At 74.0% G+C, this 16,471-nt stretch carries 19 protein-coding genes; 13 read left to right on the plus strand and 6 right to left on the minus strand.

Features of this window, described 5'->3' with window-relative positions; all coding sequences use genetic code 11:
* Positions 1 to 248: 248 nt before the first annotated feature.
* Together Ani05nite_RS17455 and Ani05nite_RS17460 are read right to left on the minus strand one after the other, a co-directional pair.
* Positions 249 to 797, minus strand: coding sequence for an LOG family protein (locus tag Ani05nite_RS17455; RefSeq protein WP_203769519.1), 549 nt, complete (start codon positions 795 to 797; stop codon positions 249 to 251).
* A 1-nt stretch (position 798) separates the two neighbouring features.
* Complete coding sequence (locus Ani05nite_RS17460; protein WP_203769520.1) at positions 799 to 1,575, minus strand: LOG family protein; 777 nt, start codon at positions 1,573 to 1,575, stop codon at positions 799 to 801.
* A 198-nt stretch (positions 1,576 to 1,773) separates the two neighbouring features.
* Between Ani05nite_RS17460 and Ani05nite_RS17465 the strand changes: the two genes are divergently transcribed.
* Positions 1,774 to 1,944 (plus strand): hypothetical protein, encoded by a 171-nt coding sequence (locus Ani05nite_RS17465; protein WP_203769611.1) that lies wholly within the window; start codon positions 1,774 to 1,776, stop codon positions 1,942 to 1,944.
* 3 nt (positions 1,945 to 1,947) lie between these two features.
* On the opposite strand, the gene dapE is transcribed toward Ani05nite_RS17465, so the two are convergent.
* Positions 1,948 to 3,024 (minus strand): succinyl-diaminopimelate desuccinylase, encoded by a 1,077-nt coding sequence (gene dapE, locus Ani05nite_RS17470; protein WP_203769521.1) that lies wholly within the window; start codon positions 3,022 to 3,024, stop codon positions 1,948 to 1,950.
* 122 nt (positions 3,025 to 3,146) lie between these two features.
* On the opposite strand from dapE, the gene Ani05nite_RS17475 reads away from it, so the two are divergent.
* From Ani05nite_RS17475 to Ani05nite_RS17485, 3 genes are read left to right on the plus strand one after another with little or no spacing between them, the layout of a single operon-like run.
* Positions 3,147 to 3,446, plus strand: coding sequence for a type VII secretion target (locus Ani05nite_RS17475; RefSeq protein WP_203769523.1), 300 nt, complete (start codon positions 3,147 to 3,149; stop codon positions 3,444 to 3,446).
* Positions 3,443 to 4,993 (plus strand): hypothetical protein, encoded by a 1,551-nt coding sequence (locus tag Ani05nite_RS17480; RefSeq protein ID WP_203769524.1) that lies wholly within the window; start codon positions 3,443 to 3,445, stop codon positions 4,991 to 4,993. Before Ani05nite_RS17475 ends, Ani05nite_RS17480 begins: the two co-directional genes overlap by 4 nt.
* Entirely contained in the window at positions 4,993 to 5,352 is a 360-nt protein-coding gene (locus Ani05nite_RS17485; protein ID WP_203769525.1) for a hypothetical protein, read from the plus strand. The genes Ani05nite_RS17480 and Ani05nite_RS17485 overlap by 1 nt, the downstream gene beginning before the upstream one ends.
* Here Ani05nite_RS17485 and Ani05nite_RS17490 read toward each other — a convergent pair.
* The gene (locus Ani05nite_RS17490; protein ID WP_203769526.1) at positions 5,339 to 5,776 is read right to left on the minus strand and encodes a protease inhibitor I42 family protein; all 438 of its coding nucleotides are present in this window, start codon (positions 5,774 to 5,776) and stop codon (positions 5,339 to 5,341) included. The genes Ani05nite_RS17485 and Ani05nite_RS17490 overlap by 14 nt on opposite strands.
* Before the next feature lie 60 nt (positions 5,777 to 5,836).
* On the opposite strand from Ani05nite_RS17490, the gene dapD reads away from it, so the two are divergent.
* A complete protein-coding gene (dapD, locus tag Ani05nite_RS17495) occupies positions 5,837 to 6,784 on the plus strand; it encodes a 2,3,4,5-tetrahydropyridine-2,6-dicarboxylate N-succinyltransferase (protein ID WP_203769527.1) in 948 nt (315 codons plus the stop codon).
* On the opposite strand, the gene Ani05nite_RS17500 is transcribed toward dapD, so the two are convergent.
* On the minus strand, positions 6,781 to 7,635 hold the full coding sequence (locus Ani05nite_RS17500) for a LysR family transcriptional regulator ArgP (protein WP_203769528.1): 855 nt from the start codon (positions 7,633 to 7,635) through the stop codon (positions 6,781 to 6,783). The two genes, dapD and Ani05nite_RS17500, sit on opposite strands and share 4 nt — an antisense overlap.
* Positions 7,636 to 7,707: 72 nt before the next feature.
* On the opposite strand from Ani05nite_RS17500, the gene Ani05nite_RS17505 reads away from it, so the two are divergent.
* Both Ani05nite_RS17505 and Ani05nite_RS17510 read left to right on the plus strand, forming a co-directional pair.
* The gene (locus tag Ani05nite_RS17505) at positions 7,708 to 8,301 is read left to right on the plus strand and encodes a LysE/ArgO family amino acid transporter (RefSeq protein WP_203769529.1); all 594 of its coding nucleotides are present in this window, start codon (positions 7,708 to 7,710) and stop codon (positions 8,299 to 8,301) included.
* A gap of 43 nt (positions 8,302 to 8,344) precedes the next feature.
* The gene (locus Ani05nite_RS17510) at positions 8,345 to 11,044 is read left to right on the plus strand and encodes an alpha/beta hydrolase family protein (protein ID WP_203769530.1); all 2,700 of its coding nucleotides are present in this window, start codon (positions 8,345 to 8,347) and stop codon (positions 11,042 to 11,044) included.
* Between the two features lie 67 nt (positions 11,045 to 11,111).
* Here Ani05nite_RS17510 and Ani05nite_RS17515 read toward each other — a convergent pair whose 3' ends face one another.
* Positions 11,112 to 11,633 carry a P-loop nucleotide/nucleoside kinase family protein gene (locus tag Ani05nite_RS17515; RefSeq protein ID WP_203769532.1) on the minus strand — a complete coding sequence of 174 codons (522 nt, stop codon included), beginning with the start codon at positions 11,631 to 11,633 and terminating at the stop codon, positions 11,112 to 11,114.
* Between the two features lie 75 nt (positions 11,634 to 11,708).
* On the opposite strand from Ani05nite_RS17515, the gene Ani05nite_RS17520 reads away from it, so the two are divergent.
* From Ani05nite_RS17520 to Ani05nite_RS17545, 6 genes are all read left to right on the plus strand, one after another.
* Complete coding sequence (locus Ani05nite_RS17520; RefSeq protein WP_203769607.1) at positions 11,709 to 12,767, plus strand: DNA polymerase III subunit beta family protein; 1,059 nt, start codon at positions 11,709 to 11,711, stop codon at positions 12,765 to 12,767.
* A 40-nt stretch (positions 12,768 to 12,807) separates the two neighbouring features.
* Positions 12,808 to 13,872, plus strand: coding sequence for a threonine aldolase family protein (locus tag Ani05nite_RS17525; protein ID WP_203769534.1), 1,065 nt, complete (start codon positions 12,808 to 12,810; stop codon positions 13,870 to 13,872).
* A 64-nt stretch (positions 13,873 to 13,936) separates the two neighbouring features.
* Positions 13,937 to 14,791: an oxidoreductase gene (locus Ani05nite_RS17530; protein ID WP_203769535.1), complete on the plus strand. Its 855-nt coding sequence runs from the start codon at positions 13,937 to 13,939 to the stop codon at positions 14,789 to 14,791.
* 60 nt (positions 14,792 to 14,851) lie between these two features.
* The gene (locus Ani05nite_RS17535) at positions 14,852 to 15,169 is read left to right on the plus strand and encodes an ArsR/SmtB family transcription factor (protein ID WP_203769537.1); all 318 of its coding nucleotides are present in this window, start codon (positions 14,852 to 14,854) and stop codon (positions 15,167 to 15,169) included.
* On the plus strand, positions 15,166 to 15,555 hold the full coding sequence (locus Ani05nite_RS17540; RefSeq protein WP_203769539.1) for an SRPBCC family protein: 390 nt from the start codon (positions 15,166 to 15,168) through the stop codon (positions 15,553 to 15,555). Before Ani05nite_RS17535 ends, Ani05nite_RS17540 begins: the two co-directional genes overlap by 4 nt.
* 127 nt (positions 15,556 to 15,682) lie before the next feature.
* Positions 15,683 to 16,423 (plus strand): class I SAM-dependent methyltransferase, encoded by a 741-nt coding sequence (locus Ani05nite_RS17545; protein WP_203769541.1) that lies wholly within the window; start codon positions 15,683 to 15,685, stop codon positions 16,421 to 16,423.
* Positions 16,424 to 16,471: the final 48 nt, after the last annotated feature.

The following is a 16,471-nucleotide window of genomic DNA, read 5'->3' on the forward strand; positions in this document are numbered from 1 at the left end:
TCAATGAGCCCCCTGCCGGACCGGCAGCCGGAGTCGCACCGGTCCGGCAGGGCCGAGAGCAACGGGCCTGCCTCGGCAGCATCGAAGTCGTCGCGCGAAGCCCGGGGCGAGCGCGGCCGGTGGGAGCGTGCCTCGGCGCGCCCCCGTGTCGCCCGGCGGGCTGCCGAGGCCCCTGGTCACGCCGGGGCGGGATCCCCTGCCCCGGCGTGACGTCTCGCCCGACTCGTACCGGCCGCCCGGAGCGGCGGTCAGGGCCCGCCGGCCGCCTCGATGGTGTCCAGCGCCGCCTCGATCGAGCTGACCACGGTGACCTGGGCCAGCGCGGCATGCCGCACGAACGCCGTCTCGGCCAGCCCGGAGAGCCAGCTCCACAGGCCGTCGTAGAAGCCCGCCGGGTCGAGCAGGATGATCGGCTTGTGGTGCAGCTCCAGCGTCGCCGTGGTCCAGACCTCGAACAGCTCGTCGAGCGTGCCGAGGCCGCCGGGCAGCGTGATGAACGCGTCCGACCGTTCGATCATGATGTTCTTGCGGGCACCCATGTCCGTGGTCACGATCAGCTCGTCGGCCCGGGTGTCCGCGACCTCCAGGTCGACCAGCGACTGCGGGATCACGCCCAGCGTGTGCGCGCCGCTCGCCCGGGCCCCGTCGGCGAGGGCGCCCATCATGCCGACGCAGCCGCCGCCGGACACCAGCGTGTGCCCGCGCGGGCCGAGCGCCTTGCCGAGCTGGTTGGCCAGGTCGAGCCACTGCTGGTCGAGGGTGCTGGAGGAGGCGCAGAAGACGCAGATCGCCGCCACGTCACCTGGTCCCGTTCTCGGCGAGCGCGGCATCGGCGTCCACGATCATCCGCACCGCCTCCTCGACGTCGTCGGTCAACATGATCAGGTCCATGTCCGCCTCGCCGACCTTGCCGTCGACCAGCAGCCGGCCCTTGATCCAGTCCAGCAGGCCACCCCAGTACTCCGTGCCGATCAGGATCACCGGGAACCGGGTCACCTTCCTGGTCTGCACCAGCGTGATCGCCTCGAAGAGCTCGTCGAGCGTGCCGAAGCCGCCGGGAAGCACGACGAACGCCTGCGCGTACTTGACGAACATGGTCTTGCGGACGAAGAAGTAGCGGAAGTCGATGCCGATGTCGACCCAGTCGTTCAGCCCCTGCTCGAACGGCAGCTCGATGCCCAGCCCCACGGACATGCCGCCGGCCTCGGTGGCGCCGCGGTTGGCCGCCTCCATCACGCCCGGCCCGCCGCCGGTGATCACCGCGTAGCCGGCCTCGGCCAGTGCGGCGCCGAGGTCGGCGGCCAGCTCGCACTCGGGGCTGTCCGGGGAGCTGCGGGCGGAGCCGAAGACGCTGACCGCGGGCGGCAGGTCGGCCAGGGTGTCGAAGCCCTCGACGAACTCCGACAGGATGCGCAGCGCCCGCCAGGCGTCCTTGGTCTTCCACTCCCCGCGATGGTGGGAATCCAGCAGTTTCTCGTCCGCCGTGCTGAGCGGCATCGATTCACGCCGCAGCGTGACGGCGCCGCGATGACGCTCCGGGGGTACCCGCCTGCGGCCGTTGGTGCTGTCCGTCATGGCAACAACCGTAGTGCGGACGGTCCGTAACCGGTGAATAACCGGCTGGGTTTCGGCAAGAGGATTGCGACACCGCGGCCTTTTTGCCAGATTGAAGCGACGGACGGTAGCTCTGGAGCGTCTGTACAGTTACCGAATCCCGCACGGCGCAGGCACGGCGCCCGGCTTGCCGCCGGGCATCTGGGCAGAGGAGCCACCGTGATGACCCGTTACGAGCGCATGAAGATGCAGCGCCGCATGCAGCGGCGCATCCGCCTGGTGGTCGAGGAGCGCCGGATGGCCCTCGCCCTGCCCCCACCCGGCGCGGAGGCGTCCTTCGACCCCGAGACCACGGTGGAGATACCCCGGCCCGCGGCCGACCCGGCCTGACTTCTACTCGTACGTGGCCAGCCAACGGTGCAGCGTGGCCGCGCCGTCCCGGATCCGGCCGATCTCCACGTGCTCGTCCGGGGCGTGGGCCAGCGCCGGATCGCCCGGCCCGTAGTTCAGCGCCGGAATGCCCAGCGCGGCGAACCGCGCCACATCGGTCCAACCCAGTTTCGCGGCCGGCTCCGCACCGACCGCGGCGAGGAACTCCCGCGCCGGCGCGGCGTCCAGCCCCGGCAGCGCCCCGGGCGCCGAATCGGTCACCGCCACGTCGAAGCCCGCGAAGACCTCCCGCAGATGATCGAGCGCCTGCCCCTCGGAACGGTCCGGCGCGAAGCGCAGATTGACGTCCACCGCGCACTCGTCGGGAACCACGTTCCCGGCCACCCCGCCGGCGATCCGCACGGCGTTCAACCCTTCACGGTACGTACACCCGTCGATGGTCACCGTGCGCGGACGGTAGTCGGCCAGCCGGTGCAGCACCTCACCGGCCGCGTGGATCGCATTGACGCCGCGCCAGGCCCGCGCCACGTGCGCCCGCCGGCCCCGCAGGTGGATCCGGGCGCTGAGCGTGCCCTGACACCCGGCCTCGACCACGCCGTACGTGGGCTCCAGGAGCAGGGCGAAGTCGGCCCGCAGCCACTCCGGGTGCGCCTGCGAGACCAGGCGCAGGCCGTTGAACTCCGACTCGATCTCCTCGGCCTCGTAGAACAGATAGGTCACGTCGTAGCCCGGCGCGGGCAGCGTCGCCGCGAGATGCAGGGCCAGGGCCACGCCCGACTTCATGTCCGAGGCGCCGCAGCCGTAGATCAGGTCGTCGACCACGGTCGACGGGAAGTTGTCGTTGATCGGGACCGTGTCGAGGTGGCCGGCCAGCACGACGCGCTGCGCCCGGCCCAGCTCGGTGCGGGCCATGACCGTGTTGCCGTACCGCTCGGTGCGCAGATGCGGCGCCTGCCGCAGGACATCCTCGACGCAGTCGGCGATGTCCTTCTCGCCGCGGGAGACGGACTCGATGTCGACCAGGGTGCGGGTGAGCACGACAGGATCGACGAGCACGTCAGGGGTCAGCGGGTTCGCCATGGGCGGCACATTACCGCCCGCGGCTGAGGCCGCCGGCCGATGTGCGCAGCGAGACGGGACGGACACGGGCGGTGTTCTCCCACTAGGATTCCGGGTCCGGAGCGTGGGGAGGCGCGAGGGCGATGCAGGTCGACACAGCGCAACTGCGGGCGGCGGCGGCGAAGCTGCGCGGCGAGGTCGCCGAGCACCTCCGCCGGGCCGGGATCCAGGCCGGCGGGCCCGAACGCGACTTCCGGGTCAGCGGGGCCTTCGACACCTACACCACCCCGGGGCCGTACCGCGCGGCGATCGCCGCCTGGGAGAAGGAAACCGAGGTCATGGCCGAGGCGGCCCGGCAACTGGCCGACTCCCTCGACGCGGCCGCCGACGACTACGACGCCGCCGACGCGCGCGGCGCCGGACGGCTGGCCGGCAGCCGATGAGCGACGAGCTGGAGCGGCTGGAGGATCTGCAGGACGACATCCACGACGCCCACGGCGTGTGGGGCGCGAACGAGCTCGCGGAGGCCTGCGCCGCCGCCGCGGCCGTGCCGACGTTCGGCGGCGACGCCGGCGAACTGGGCATGATCGCGGACTACTGCGACGCCGTCGCCCAGTCGGTCGAGCAGGCCCTGGACGCGGTCGAGCCGCTGCGCCGGGCCGGCATCAGCGAGGTCTGGGCCGGCGACACCCACGTGAGCGCGAACGAGGCGTTGACGGCGGTCGCCGACGACATGTTCCGGGCCCTGACGGCGTTCCGGGCCGTCGGCGCCCAGGTACGGCAGCACGCCGAACAGGTGCAGACCGAGCCCGACGACCGGGCGGACGCCGCCCAGCTGGCGCAGATCGCCGCCACGGTCGGGGCGATGAGCTGGGGCGAGGTGCCCAACCTGGCGTACGAGGGCGAGGTCATGCGCGGCCAGCACGCGGCGGCCATCGCGCGGATCGACAGCCGGGTCGACCGGCACGTCGCCATGCGCAACGCGGCGGAGGACTTCGCGACGGCGCTGCACGAGATCGAGACACAGGCCCGTACCGGGCGGCTGAGCGACTCGCCGCTGTCCGCGGTGGACGAGGTGGTGATCGCGGGGGCCGGCTGGACCCGGACCATGGTCCCGAAGACGCCGGTGCTGACCCCGGCGATGGACCGGCGGGCGGCCGAGGCGCTGGCGGCGATGAGCGACGAGGACCGGGAACGGATTACCGGGCTGCTGGCGGCGGCGTTGTCCCCGGAGCACCGGGCCTATCTGCTGAAGGTGCTGGCGGCGGGGTATCCGGTGGCCGGGGTGGCGGGGTTCGACCAGCTGATCGCGGGTCACGGTGACGATCCGGAATGGCTGCGGCAGCACCTGAGCCCCCTGTCCCCGGACGTGGAGAACCCGACCCCGGGGGTGCAGCCGAACGAGTTCGGTGGCGCGGAATGGCAGCAGGGTCAACTGCCGACCTGTGTGGCCTCCTCGACGGTGACGGCCCGGGCTCAGCTCGACCCGCTCTACGCCCTGCAGCTCACCACCGGTGGTCACCCGGGGGACCCGCAGTTCGACAATCCCGGCGCGTTCGCCGACCGGCTGCGCGACGAGCAGGTCAGGGTCTACGACGACGGCCGGAGCTGGGGCCAGAAGACATTGCACCGCGACGGCATGACCGACGAGCAGTCCGAGGCGATCGCCAACGAAGAGATCGCCCCAAGCCTCGGCGTGCGCTACGAGGATGTCGAGACGCGGAGCGCGGAGTCCCGGGCGAGCGTGCTGCCCCGGATCGAGAGCGCGGTCGACGAGGGCCGGCCGGTTCCGCTCTCCGTCGACGAGGGGCGGGAGGGCCACCAGCTGATGGTCATCGGGCACTCGGGCCACCAGCTCCAGATCTACAACCCGTGGGGGTACACCTACTGGGTCACCGAACGGGACTTCACCGACGGCCGCCTTGACGGCATCGACCCGGACGTCCCACGGGAGCCGACCGCTGTGCGCCTGCCCGCGGCGGCCCGCTGATGAGCCCCGCGGGCCTGAGCAGCGACGCGGAGCTGCTCTCCGTCGACGTCCCCGAGGCGATCGCCGCCGCCCTGCGCACCACCGAACCGGCCCGGCAGCTGCTGCTCGGCGCCGCGGCTCCGGCGGCGCTCCAGGCCGCCGGGGCCGGGGTGCGGCCGAGGTCCGTGCGCTTCCTGGCCGAGATCGTCCGCCGGGGTGGCATCGAGGTCGCGGCCCGGCTGGCCGAGCCGATGCCGGCCCCGGAGCAGACCGAGGTGGTCCGCCCGTGGCTGGTCGTGGCGCATGGCGACGACCGGGTGTTCGCCGACTGGCTCGACGCCGTCGCCGCGATCATCGACGCCCGGCTCAGCCGACCGTGACCGTCCAGGTGACGCTGCGGGAGATGCCCCGGGAATAGTCGTCACGGCAGCCCTGGAAGCAGTTCGCCAAGGTCACTCGCGCCGTGCCCCGGGCCTCGGCGGTGTAGGTGAAGTACCGGGTTCCGCCGCCGCCGCCCGCTTCTGGACCGAGGACGCGATCCCAGAAGTTGCTCATGACCTTGCGGTTGCCCTCGGCGGCGAGCACCCCTGCCGGCGTGACGGTGGCCGACCACGAGTCGCCGACGGACGCACCGCGGTCCGGCACCGCCAGCGAGAAGCGGTCGCCCGGCCCGACCCGCACGGCCGGCTCGCCCTCGGTGATCTTGGTGCCGAAGATGGCGTGCGCCCGGAGCGTCAGCACGCCCCAGCCGCCGGCGACCACGATGATCACCACGGCGAGCGACCACACGAACACCCTTCTCACCGGCCGGACCCTACTGAACCGGCGCCACCGGCGCTGTCCCGTCCTAGTAGGGTTCGCTGCGTGAGTACCGCGATCTCGACCTCGCCCGCCTGGGGCATCGGCCTCGCCACCGTCACCGCCGAGGGCCAGGTGCTCGACACCTGGTATCCGGCCGGCTTCCTCGGCCTCGGCGCCGTCCCGGCCGAGGCGCCCACGTTGCCCGCCGGGCTCACCGGCCCGAAGGCGCTCGCCGGCCTCAGCACGGTCGAGGTGCGGGTGGAGGTGGGTTCGCTCGCCGACCCGATCAAGGACGCCTCGGACGCGTACCTGCGGTTGCACCTGTTGTCGCACCGGCTGGTGCGACCGAACGAGCAGAACCTCGACGGCATCTTCGGCATGTTGGCCAACGTCGCCTGGACCTCGGCCGGGCCGTGCCCGCCGGACCGGGTGGACGAGCTGCGTTTCATCGAGCGCGCCGCCGGCCGGCACCTGGCCGTCTACGGGGTCGACAAGTTCCCCCGGATGACCGACTACGTCACGCCTTCCGGTGTCCGCATCGCCGACGCCGACCGGGTGCGGCTCGGCGCCCACCTGGCCGCCGGCACCACCGTCATGCACGAGGGTTTCTGCAACTTCAACGCCGGCACGCTGGGCACCTCGATGGTCGAGGGCCGCATCGTGCAGGGTGTGGTCGTGGGCGACAGCTCCGACGTCGGCGCCGGCTCGTCGATCATGGGGACGCTCTCCGGCGGCGGCAAGGACAAGGTGTCGATCGGCGAGCGCAGCCTGCTCGGGGCCAACGCCGGCATCGGCATCTCGCTCGGTGACGACTGCGTGGTCGAGGCCGGGTGCTACATCACCGCCGGGTCGAAGCTGACGCTGCCGGACGGCCGGGTCGTCAAGGCCCGGGAGCTGTCGGGCGTGAACGGCCTGCTGTTCTGGCGCAACTCGGTGACCGGCGCCCTGGAGGCCCGGCCGCGCAAGGGCACGGGCATCGAGCTCAACGCCGCCCTGCACGCCAACGACTAACGCAGCGCCTCGGCGGCGACGGCCTTGACCGCGGCGGTCAGGGCCGTCAGCGCCGCCGACTCCATCCGCCAGTACTGCCAGTAGAGCGGGACGTCCAGGTGCCGGCCCGGGGCCAGGTCCACGCCGCGGCCGGCCGCGATGTCCTCGCGGGCGGTCTGTTCGGGCATCATGCCCCAGCCCAGGCCCAGGCGGATCGCCTCGACGTAGGCGTGCGCCGCCGGGACGTAGGTGATCGGCGGGTCCAGGCCGGGCCGGCCGAGCGCCTCCAGGAACCGGTGCTGGAGGCGGTCCTTGCGGTTGAAGACGAGCATCGGCGTGGTGGCGAAACCGGTGAAGTGCCCGGGGGCGGCCACCGCCAGGTAGCGCATCGCGCCCAGGTTCTCCACGCGGCAGCCCTGCACCGCCCCGTGCTGCGCGGTCACCGCCGCCATCGCCGTACCGGCGCGCAGCAGTTCCGCGGTGTGGTCCTGGTCGTCCTGGTGCAGTTCGAAGCTCAGCGCCGGCTCCGCCGGCAGCGCGGCCAGCGCGGGCAGGAACCAGGTGTGCAGCGAGTCGGCGTTCACCACGACCGACATCCGGGTACGCCCGCCGCCGCCCGGCACGCCGCGGGCCGCCGCCAGCGCTTCGCGTTCCAGCAGGGCGACCTGGCCGGCCAGCCGGACCAGGGCCTGGCCCGCCTCGGTGGCTTCGCAGGGCTTGGCCCGCCGGACCAGCACCTGCCCGACGGCCTGCTCGAGCGCCTTGATCCGCTGGCTGACCGCGGACGGGGTGACGTGCAGCGCCCGGGCCGCCGCCTCGAAGCTGCCCGCCTCGATCACCGCCTGGAACGTCGCGAGCTGCACCGCGTCCACGGACAGAATTCCTTATCATCGTGAAGAATCTTTAGCTGGAGTACATCACGCCGGCCGCCTAGCGTCGACCACGTGCTCACCTCCGCCCTCGCCGGCTTCGCGGCCTCCGTCGTGCTCATCGTCGCCATCGGCGCGCAGAACGCGTTCGTCCTGCGCCAGGGCCTGCGCCGGGAGCACGTCCTGCCGGTCGTCCTGACCTGTGCCGTCTCCGACCTGGTGCTGATCGCCGCCGGGATCGCCGGGCTCGGCGCGGTGGTGACCGCGCGCCCCGCGGCGGTGACCGTGATCCGCTGGGCCGGGGCCGCCTTCCTGCTGACCTACGCGGCGCTGGCCGCTAAGCGGGCGTGGCGGCCCAGCGCGCTGCGAGCGGCCGGGCAGGCCCCGGCCACGCTGCGCGCGACGCTGCTCACCTGCCTCGCGCTGACCTACCTGAACCCGCACGTCTACCTCGACACCGTGTTGCTGCTCGGCTCGGTGGCGCAGCAGCACCCGCACCGGTGGTTGTTCGGGATCGGAGCCGCATCGGCCAGCGCGGTGTGGTTCTCTGCACTGGGCCTGGGCGCCCACCGGCTGGCACCCGTGCTCTCGCGGCCTGCTGCCTGGCGGGTGCTGGACGGCGTGATCGCGGTGGTCATGACCGCAGTGGCCGTCACGCTGCTTGGTTAGCCGTTAATCGAACTATTTGCGGCTATTCGATAGACACGGACGTATGCGGAAACTTCTCGTATCGGCGGCGCTGGCCGCGGCTCTACTCGTGACGGGGGCGGGACAGGCGTGGGCCGCGCCGCCCGATCCGGTGCCCGGCGACGGCTGGTCCGTCGCGGACGGCCACCTGACCTGGCGGTCCGACCGGCGCATCCCGATAGGTGATGCCGCGGTCGAGTTCTACGCCGGCGACCGCCGGCTCGGCCGGCCGCAGGCGGCGCCGGACGACCGGACGTTCCGGCTCCCGCTGGAGCACGCCGACGGCCTGCGGGACCTCCAGGTCCGTGCGGGCGGGCGGCGCCTGGACGCCACACCCCCGCCGTCGGCTCGCCGGCGGGCGGCTACGGCACCGGCGCCGCAGCCCCAGCCGCTTCCGCCGAACAAAGTGGACCCCGGCGTCAAGGGGCCGTACCGCACGGTCAGCGGCGAGTACGCGCTGGCCGGGGTGAAGCTGCCCGACTTCCCCCAACCCGTCGAGATGCGAGGGGTCGTGGTCGCCCCCCGGGGCGCGCCCGGCAAGCGCCCGATCGCCCTGTTCCTGCACGGGCGGCACTACACCTGCTTCAACGGCGCCGACGAGGACGCGGTCACCGGTGACTGGCCGTGCCGGAAGGGCACCGTGCCGGTACCCAGCCACCGCGGCTACCTGCAGGCCCAGCAGCTGCTGGCCTCGCAGGGCTACATCACCGTCTCGATCTCGGCCAACGGCGTGAACGGACAGGACCGCAACGCCGACGACGGCGGCGCCCAGGCCCGCTCCTCCCTGGTCCGGCTGCACCTCGCGCGCTGGGCCGACTGGGCCGGAGCGGGACGTGCGGGCGCCCCGGCCATCGTCCGGTCCGCGCCCCGCGCCGACCTGTCCCGGGTGCTCCTCATGGGACACTCCCGCGGCGGCGAGGGCGTCAGCCGCGCCGCCATGGACAGCCTCACCCCGCCGCCCGCCGCCCAGGACGGCTACCACGGCAAGGTGCGCTGGACCATCCGCGGCCTGCTGCTGATCGGGCCGACCATCTTCGGCCAGAACCCCGTGCCGGACGTCCCGTCGGCGACGATCCTGCCCGGCTGCGACGGCGACGTCGCCGACCTGCAGGGCCAGATCTTCGTGGACGGCACCCGCGGGGTCAGCCGGGGCCGGGCGCTGCACAGCGCGCTGTACGTCATCGGCGCGAACCACAACTTCTTCAACACCGAGTGGACGCCGGGCCAGTCGGCCGCGCCGTCCTTCGACGACTTCTCCAGCGAACAGGCCGACCCGGTGTGCTCGCCGGGCACGGCGACCCGGCTCACGGCCCGCCAGGAGCAGGCGGTGGGTGCGACGTACATCGCGGCGGCCGCGCGGCTCTTCGCCGGCGGCGACGACCGGGTCCGGCCGCTGCTCGACGGCACCGGCGTACGGGCCCGGTCCGCCGACCCGGTCCGGGTGCTCAGCCACGCCATCGGCGCCGGGCGGACCCCGGCCGTGCTGCCCGACCGGTCCGTCAAGGTCACCGGCGGGCGCCTGTGCGAGCAGGTCACCGACGATGCGGCCCGGGCGTGCCTGACCTCCGACAGCTGGTTCAGCCCGTCGCCGCACTTCGTGCCGTTCGGCTTCCCGCGCGAGCCCGGCCGCTACGCCGTCGACATGGTCTGGTCCGGCCCCGGCAAGCCGGTCACCCTGCGCCCGGGGCGGCCCGTCAGCCTCGCCGGCGCCCGGGAGCTGGCCCTGCGGCTGGTGGTGCCGCCCAACACGACCGGCAACCGGTTCGGCGTCGCCGTCACCGACCCGGCCGGCCACCGTACCGAGCTGGGTGAGGTCAGCCTGAACGGCCTGCCCGGCACGGCGAACACCACGGCGCACTGGGGCCAGGAGGTCCGGGTGCCGCTCAAGCGGCTCCGCGGCCCGGTGGCGACGCTGCAGTTGACGCCGCGCAGCGCCGGCGGCGAGGCCTGGCTGATCGACGCGTGGGGGTGGCGGCCGGGCTCCCCGGCGGTGCGGCCCGTCTCGCTGCCCCGGGTCGACATCGGCGAGCTGAAGGTCGTCGAGGGTGACTCGGGCAGCCGCACGTACCAGGTGCCGGTCAAGGTGACCGGGCGGGGCGCGGGGCAGGTCCGCCTGTTCCTCACCGGCGAGGACTCCGTCGAGACCCGGTCCTGGCTGGCCACGATCCGCCCGGGCGCCCGGACCATCCGGGTGCCGGTCGAGGTGACCGGAGACAAGCTCTACGGCGCCGGCGAGCAGACCGTGCTCGCCGCGAAGTCCGTCCGCGGCACGGTGATCGGCGACTACCAGGGCGGGGTGCTGGTGACCGACGACGATCCGGCGCCGACGATCACGGTCGAGCCGGTCCGGGACCGCGTGGCCGAGGGCGGCACGCTGTCCTGGCGGATCCGGCTGTCCGCGCCCGCGGAGACCTGGATCTGGGTGGAGGGCGGCGTACGGCCGCCGGCCGGCGGGGCCGAGCTGTCCAGCACGGACGTCGACCCGGTCTGGTTCACCGAGCAGACCGGCGAGGAGCCGCTGCCGTCGCGGCCGCTGTCGGAGACCGCCCTGGCGCCCTGGACCGGGGTGCAGCCCGGGGACGTGACCGGGGAGCTGACCATCCCGACGGTGGTGGACTCGGTGGACGAGCCGGACGAACTGGTGCGCCTCGAGCTGGCGGTGGCCGGCTGGGGCGACGAGGACCCGCCCGAGCTGGGCCCGGTGACCGGAACCGTCACCGACTGACCGGGACGGACGCCTTCCGCCGCCTCCCGGTGACCCGGGGGTGGCGGAAGGCGCCGCCGGCACTCCGTCAGCTCGTCCAGAGGGCGGCTCGCACCTCGTCGCCGAGGGCACGGATGTCGACCGTGCGGCTGGTGTCGACCCGGATCACCGGGCCGAGCGCGAGCGGTTCGGCGGCGTCGGCCCAGCTGCCCCACTGCGCGGCCAGCTTCTCGGCGTCGGCGTGCACCGAGTGCCGCTTGCGTGCGAGGTAGCGGCTCCGGGCCAGTTCCGCGGGCACGTCGCACCAGACCTCGGCCGTCGCGCCGGCCCCGGACCGGGCCACGCCGGCGCGGGCCGCCTCCAGGTCGCGGGGCCGGAACCACCACGCGTCCACCACCACCATGCCGCTCACCTCGGCGGCCAGGGCCCACATGGTCTCCCTCGCCACCGCGCCGAGCCGCGGCACCTCGGTCACCACGGCGTCGGCCAGCGCCTCCCTGATCCGGTCCGGGCCGAGGCAGGCCGCGCCGAGCGCGGCGGCGAGCCGGGGCGCCAGGCTGCTCTTGCCCGATCCCGGCAGACCGTTCACCATCACCACGTCACGCGCCATGCCAGCACGATCGCACAGGCGCTTGACCCTCGAGCAGGTCGAGGCGGCAGGGTTCCGGAGGTGGAGAGCGACGACATGGCCGGCCCGGGACGGCACAGCATCGGGGAGATCGCCCGGGCCAGCGGCCTGAGCGTCAGCGCGCTGCGGTTCTACGACGGGGCCGGCGTGCTGGTCCCGGCCGAGGTCGACGCCGCGACCGGCTACCGCCGCTACAGCGACGACCAGCTCCGGGCGGCCCGCCTGGTCGCGGGCCTGCGCCGGGTCGGCATGCCGGTCGCCGGGATCACCCGGGCGGTCGCCGAGCTGGCCGACCCCCCGGCGGTACGCCGGCTGCTCGACGAGCACCTCCGCCGGCTGGAGGACGGGCTGGCCGACGCCCGTCGTGAGCTCTCCCGCGTCCACGCCCTGCTCGACCTGGAGGAGACCGTCATGACCAGTGTCACCCTGTCCGCCGCCGCCCTGGCCGCCGCGCTCGCCGCGGTCCGCTTCGCCGCCTGCGCCGACCCGGAGTTGCCGATGCTCGGTGGCGTCCTGTTCGAGACCGAGGCGGCCGGGCTGACCGTGGTGGCGACGGACCGCTACCGGCTGGCCGTCGCCGAGGCCGCCGCCGCCGTCTCCGGACCGCCGGCCCGGCTCGTCGTTCCGCTGCCCTTCGTCGACGAGCTGCGCACGCTGCTCGACGGGGACGGCCCGGCGGTGCTCACCCTGGCCCCCGGGACGCTGGCCGCCGAGGCCGGCGGCCGGCGCATCGAGGCCGCGCCGCTCCCGGTCGACTTCCCTGACCACCGCCGGCTGATCGACCTGGGCGCGACCGGCTCCCGCCGGGTGACGGTCGACGTGGCGGCGCTGCGGTCGGCGGTCGACGCGGCGCCCGCCGTCTCCCGCGAGCACAACGGGCGGCCCTTCGACCTGACGCTGCTGGCGCTGGACCGGGCCGGCGCGCTGCGGGTGGCCGCCGAGGCCGACTGGGCGGCCGACGAGCAGGCGCACGTCGCGGTCAACCGCGAGTTCCTGCTCGAGGCGCTGGACGCGGGCGGCGCGGGCCAGCTCGTGCTCGAGCTGGACGGCCCGATCAAACCCCTGGCGGTCCACGGCGCCGGCTCCTACTCCGTCCTCATGCCGGTACGCCGCTGACCGCCTGACGCCGCGGGCGGGAACACGACACACTGACGCGGTGGATGACGACATCAGCGCCCGGCGGGCCGCGTGCACCGACTCCCTGCTCGGCAACGGCCTGGTCCGGCCGGCGGAGCTGCTCGCCTCGATCGATCCCGACGTGCTCCCCGACCTGTACGGCGAGGGCGGCGTGGTCGCGGAGCTGGAGGAGCACGTCGCCGCCCTCCTCGGCAAGCCGGCCGCCGTGTTCCTGCCCAGCGGCACGATGGCGCAGGCCGCGACGCTGCGCGTGCACGCCGATCAGCGCACCGGCCGCACGATCGTGTGGCACCCGTACTCGCACCTCGACCGGCACGAGGGGCAGGGCTACGCCCGGCTGCACCAGCTCGTCGGGCGCCCGGTCGGCGAGCTGGAACGGCTGCTCGGCCTCGACGACCTGGCCGGAGTGGCCGAGCCGGTGGCGGCGCTGCTGCTGGAGCTGCCGCAGCGCGACCTCGGCGGGGCGCTGCCGCCGTGGGACGACCTGGTCGCGCAGACCGGGTGGGCCCGGGACCGCGGCGCGGCCGTGCACCTCGACGGGGCCCGGCTGTGGGAGGCCGCCGCCGGTTACGAGCGGTCCCCCGCCGAGGTCGCCGCGCTCTTCGACACCGTGTACGTCTCCTTCTACAAGGGCGTCGGGGCGCTGCCGGGGTGCTGCGTGGCCGGGCCGGCCGCGGAGGTCGCCCAGCTCCGCGAGTGGCGGGGGCGGCTGGGCGGGACGTTGTTCGCGCTGTGGCCGGGCGCGGCGTCCGCGCTGGCGCTGCTCGGCCCTGCGCTGGCCGAGATGCCGGCCCGGCTGGCGCACGCCCGGGCGATCGCCGCGGCGCTGGCCGGGGTGCCGGAGGTACGGGTGGTGCCCGATCCGCCGCAGACGCCGATGATGCATCTGCTGTTCGCCACGACGGCGGAGCGCTTCCGGGCCAACGCGAAGCGGATCTCCGAGGAGACCGGGCTGTGGGTATGGCCGTACGCCTTCGCCACCGGGGACCCGGAGGTGGTGCGGTGCGAGCTGTCGGTCGGCCGGGCGACCCTGCGGCAGGCGCCGGAGACGGTCCGGGAGATCCTGGCCGGCCTCTGCGCCTGAGCGGGCCGGCCGGGCATTTCGGCGTCCCCTGGCGGAACCGGGTGGAAATCGTAGAGTGAGGGTCGTGACTGATGACACCTTTCCGCTCGGTGACCGTTCGGTGCGACGGATCGGCTTCGGCGCCATGCAGCTCGCCGGGCCCGGCGCCTTCGGGCCGCCGCGCGACCGCGACGCCGCCGCCGACGTCCTGCGCAAGGCGGTCGAGCTGGGCGTCAACCACATCGACACCGCCCAGTACTACGGGCCGGACGTGGTCAACGAGCTGATCCGGGCGGCGCTGGCGCCGTACCCGGAGGATCTCGTCCTGGTCAGCAAGGTCGGTGCGGCCCGGGACGGCACCGGGCGCTGGCTGCCCGCGCTGGAGCCCGAGCAGTTGCGCGCCGGCGTGCAGGCCAACCTGCGTTCGCTCGGGGTGGACCGGCTCGACGCGGTCAACCTGCGGCTGATGGACGGTGGCCAGGCCTTCGACGAGCAGCTCGACGCGATGATCGCCCTGCGCGACGAGGGCCTGATCGCCGGCATCGGGCTCAGCAACGTCTCGCGCGAGCAGCTCGTGCACGCGGTGCAGCGCACCGAGATCGTGTGCGTGCAGAACGCGCTGAACCTGCTGGCCCGCGAGTCGCTGCCGCTGCTGCGGGAGTGCCAGGAGCTGGGCATCGCCTTCGTCCCGTTCTTCCCGCTGGGCTCGGCCTTCGGCGGGGTCAACCGGCTGCTCACCCACCCCGACCTGATCGCCGTCGCGGAGCGGCTGGAGGCCCAGCCGTCCCAGGTGGCGCTCGCCTGGCTGCTCGAGCTGGGCCCGCACGTGCTGCTCATCCCGGGCACGTCGTCGCTGGGCCACCTGATCGACAACGTGACGACGCGCCGGGTCCGCCTGGACGACGACGCCCGCAAGATCCTCGACTCGATCGGCGAGTGACCGGCCGCAACCTGTCGGAGATTGTTGACATGTCGGGGATCTCCGACGCATTATGGCGGCATGCCCGACGGTGACGTCTTCGCGGCGCTGGCCAACCCGGTCCGGCGCGGACTGCTGGTTGCCCTGCGCGACGGCCCCCGGGCCGCCGGCGAGCTCGCCGGGCACTTCGCGCTCAGCCGGCCCGCCGTTTCCGAACATCTGGCCGTCCTGCGCCACGCCGGGCTGGTCCGCGAGGAGCCGCGCGGCCGGCACCGCTACTACCACCTGGCCGCCGAGCCGCTGGCCGGCGTGCAGGAATGGCTGCACCCGTTCGAGCGCTACTGGCGGGACCGCCTGGCCGCGCTGCGGGACCTTGTCGAGGAGGAAGACGACCGATGAGCGACACCAAGGACATCGAGCTGGAGCAGTTCATCGCCCGGGCGCCCGCCGCCGTCTGGCGCGCCCTGACCGAGCCGGAGCTGCTCGCCCGCTGGTGGGCCGCGGGCGACATCAAGCCGATCGTGGGCCACCGCTTCACCCTCGACATGGGCAGCTGGGGGCGGCAGCCGTGCGAGGTGCTCGAGGTCGACCCCGGGCGCCTGCTGAGCTACACGTTCGCCGAGGGTTCCCTCGACACCACCATCACCTGGCGGCTCGAGCCGGAGGGCGCGGGGACCCGATTGTTCCTCCGGCACGCCGGCTTCGCGCCGGACAGCCCCGCCCTGAAGGGCATGGGGGGCGGCTGGCCGAGCCTGCTGGGCCGGATCGAAGCCGTCGCGGCCTGAGGGCCGTCCGGCGGTGGGGCCGGCGCGGAGCAGGCCGCGCGAGCCGAGCCAGTCCGGCATCATGTCCGGATCGTAGGCCGGGAGGAACCCGCTCGCGCCGGGCGGAGCCGCCCGGTTACCGTCGGGCATGCGCTCTGCACCGGAGTACGACCAGCTCGTCGGCGAGGCCTCGGGCGTGCCGATCACCGGGTGGGAGTTCGCCTGGCTCGACGGCCGCGCGGTCGGCTCGGACCCGTCCTGGTCGTACCCGGCGCTGGCCCGGCCGCTGCTGCGGGCCGCGGAGAGCCTGCTCGATCTCGACACCGGCGGCGGTGAGCTGCTCGTGGAGCTGGCGCCACTGCCCGCGCACACCGTGGCGGTGGAGGGCTGGGCGCCGAACGTGCCGGTCGCGCGGGACCGGCTGACGCCGTTCGGGGTGTCGGTGGTCACCGAGCTGCCGGGCGGGGAGAACGAGTTCGACGTGGTGCTGAGCCGGCACGGCCGGTTGCCCGCCGCGGACATCGCGCGCCTGCTCAAGCCGGGCGGCACCCTGCTGAGCCAGCAGGTCGGCAGCGACGACCTCCGGGACCTCAACGCCGAGCTGGGCGCGCCGCCGCCGTACGCGGCGAACTGGACGGCGACCGAGGCGGTGGCCGCGCTGGAGGCCGCGGGGCTGACCGTGACCGACGTGCGGGAGGAGCGGCCGCCGCTGACCTTCCACGACATCGGGGCACTGGTCTACCAGCTGCGCGCGGTGCCCTGGCAGATCCGGGACTTCACCCCGCAGCGGTACGAGCGGGCGCTGCGCCGGATCGACGCGATGATCCGCACCCACGGCCAGTACACGGCCACCGCCCACCGGTTCCTCGTGCGGGCCTCCCGGCCATAGATGGCGGAGACGGTTCTTTGTCGGTAAGGTCCGACGCGGACTGACTAC

Source organism: Actinoplanes nipponensis (assembly GCF_016862275.1).
GTDB classification, from domain to species: domain Bacteria; phylum Actinomycetota; class Actinomycetes; order Mycobacteriales; family Micromonosporaceae; genus Actinoplanes; species Actinoplanes nipponensis.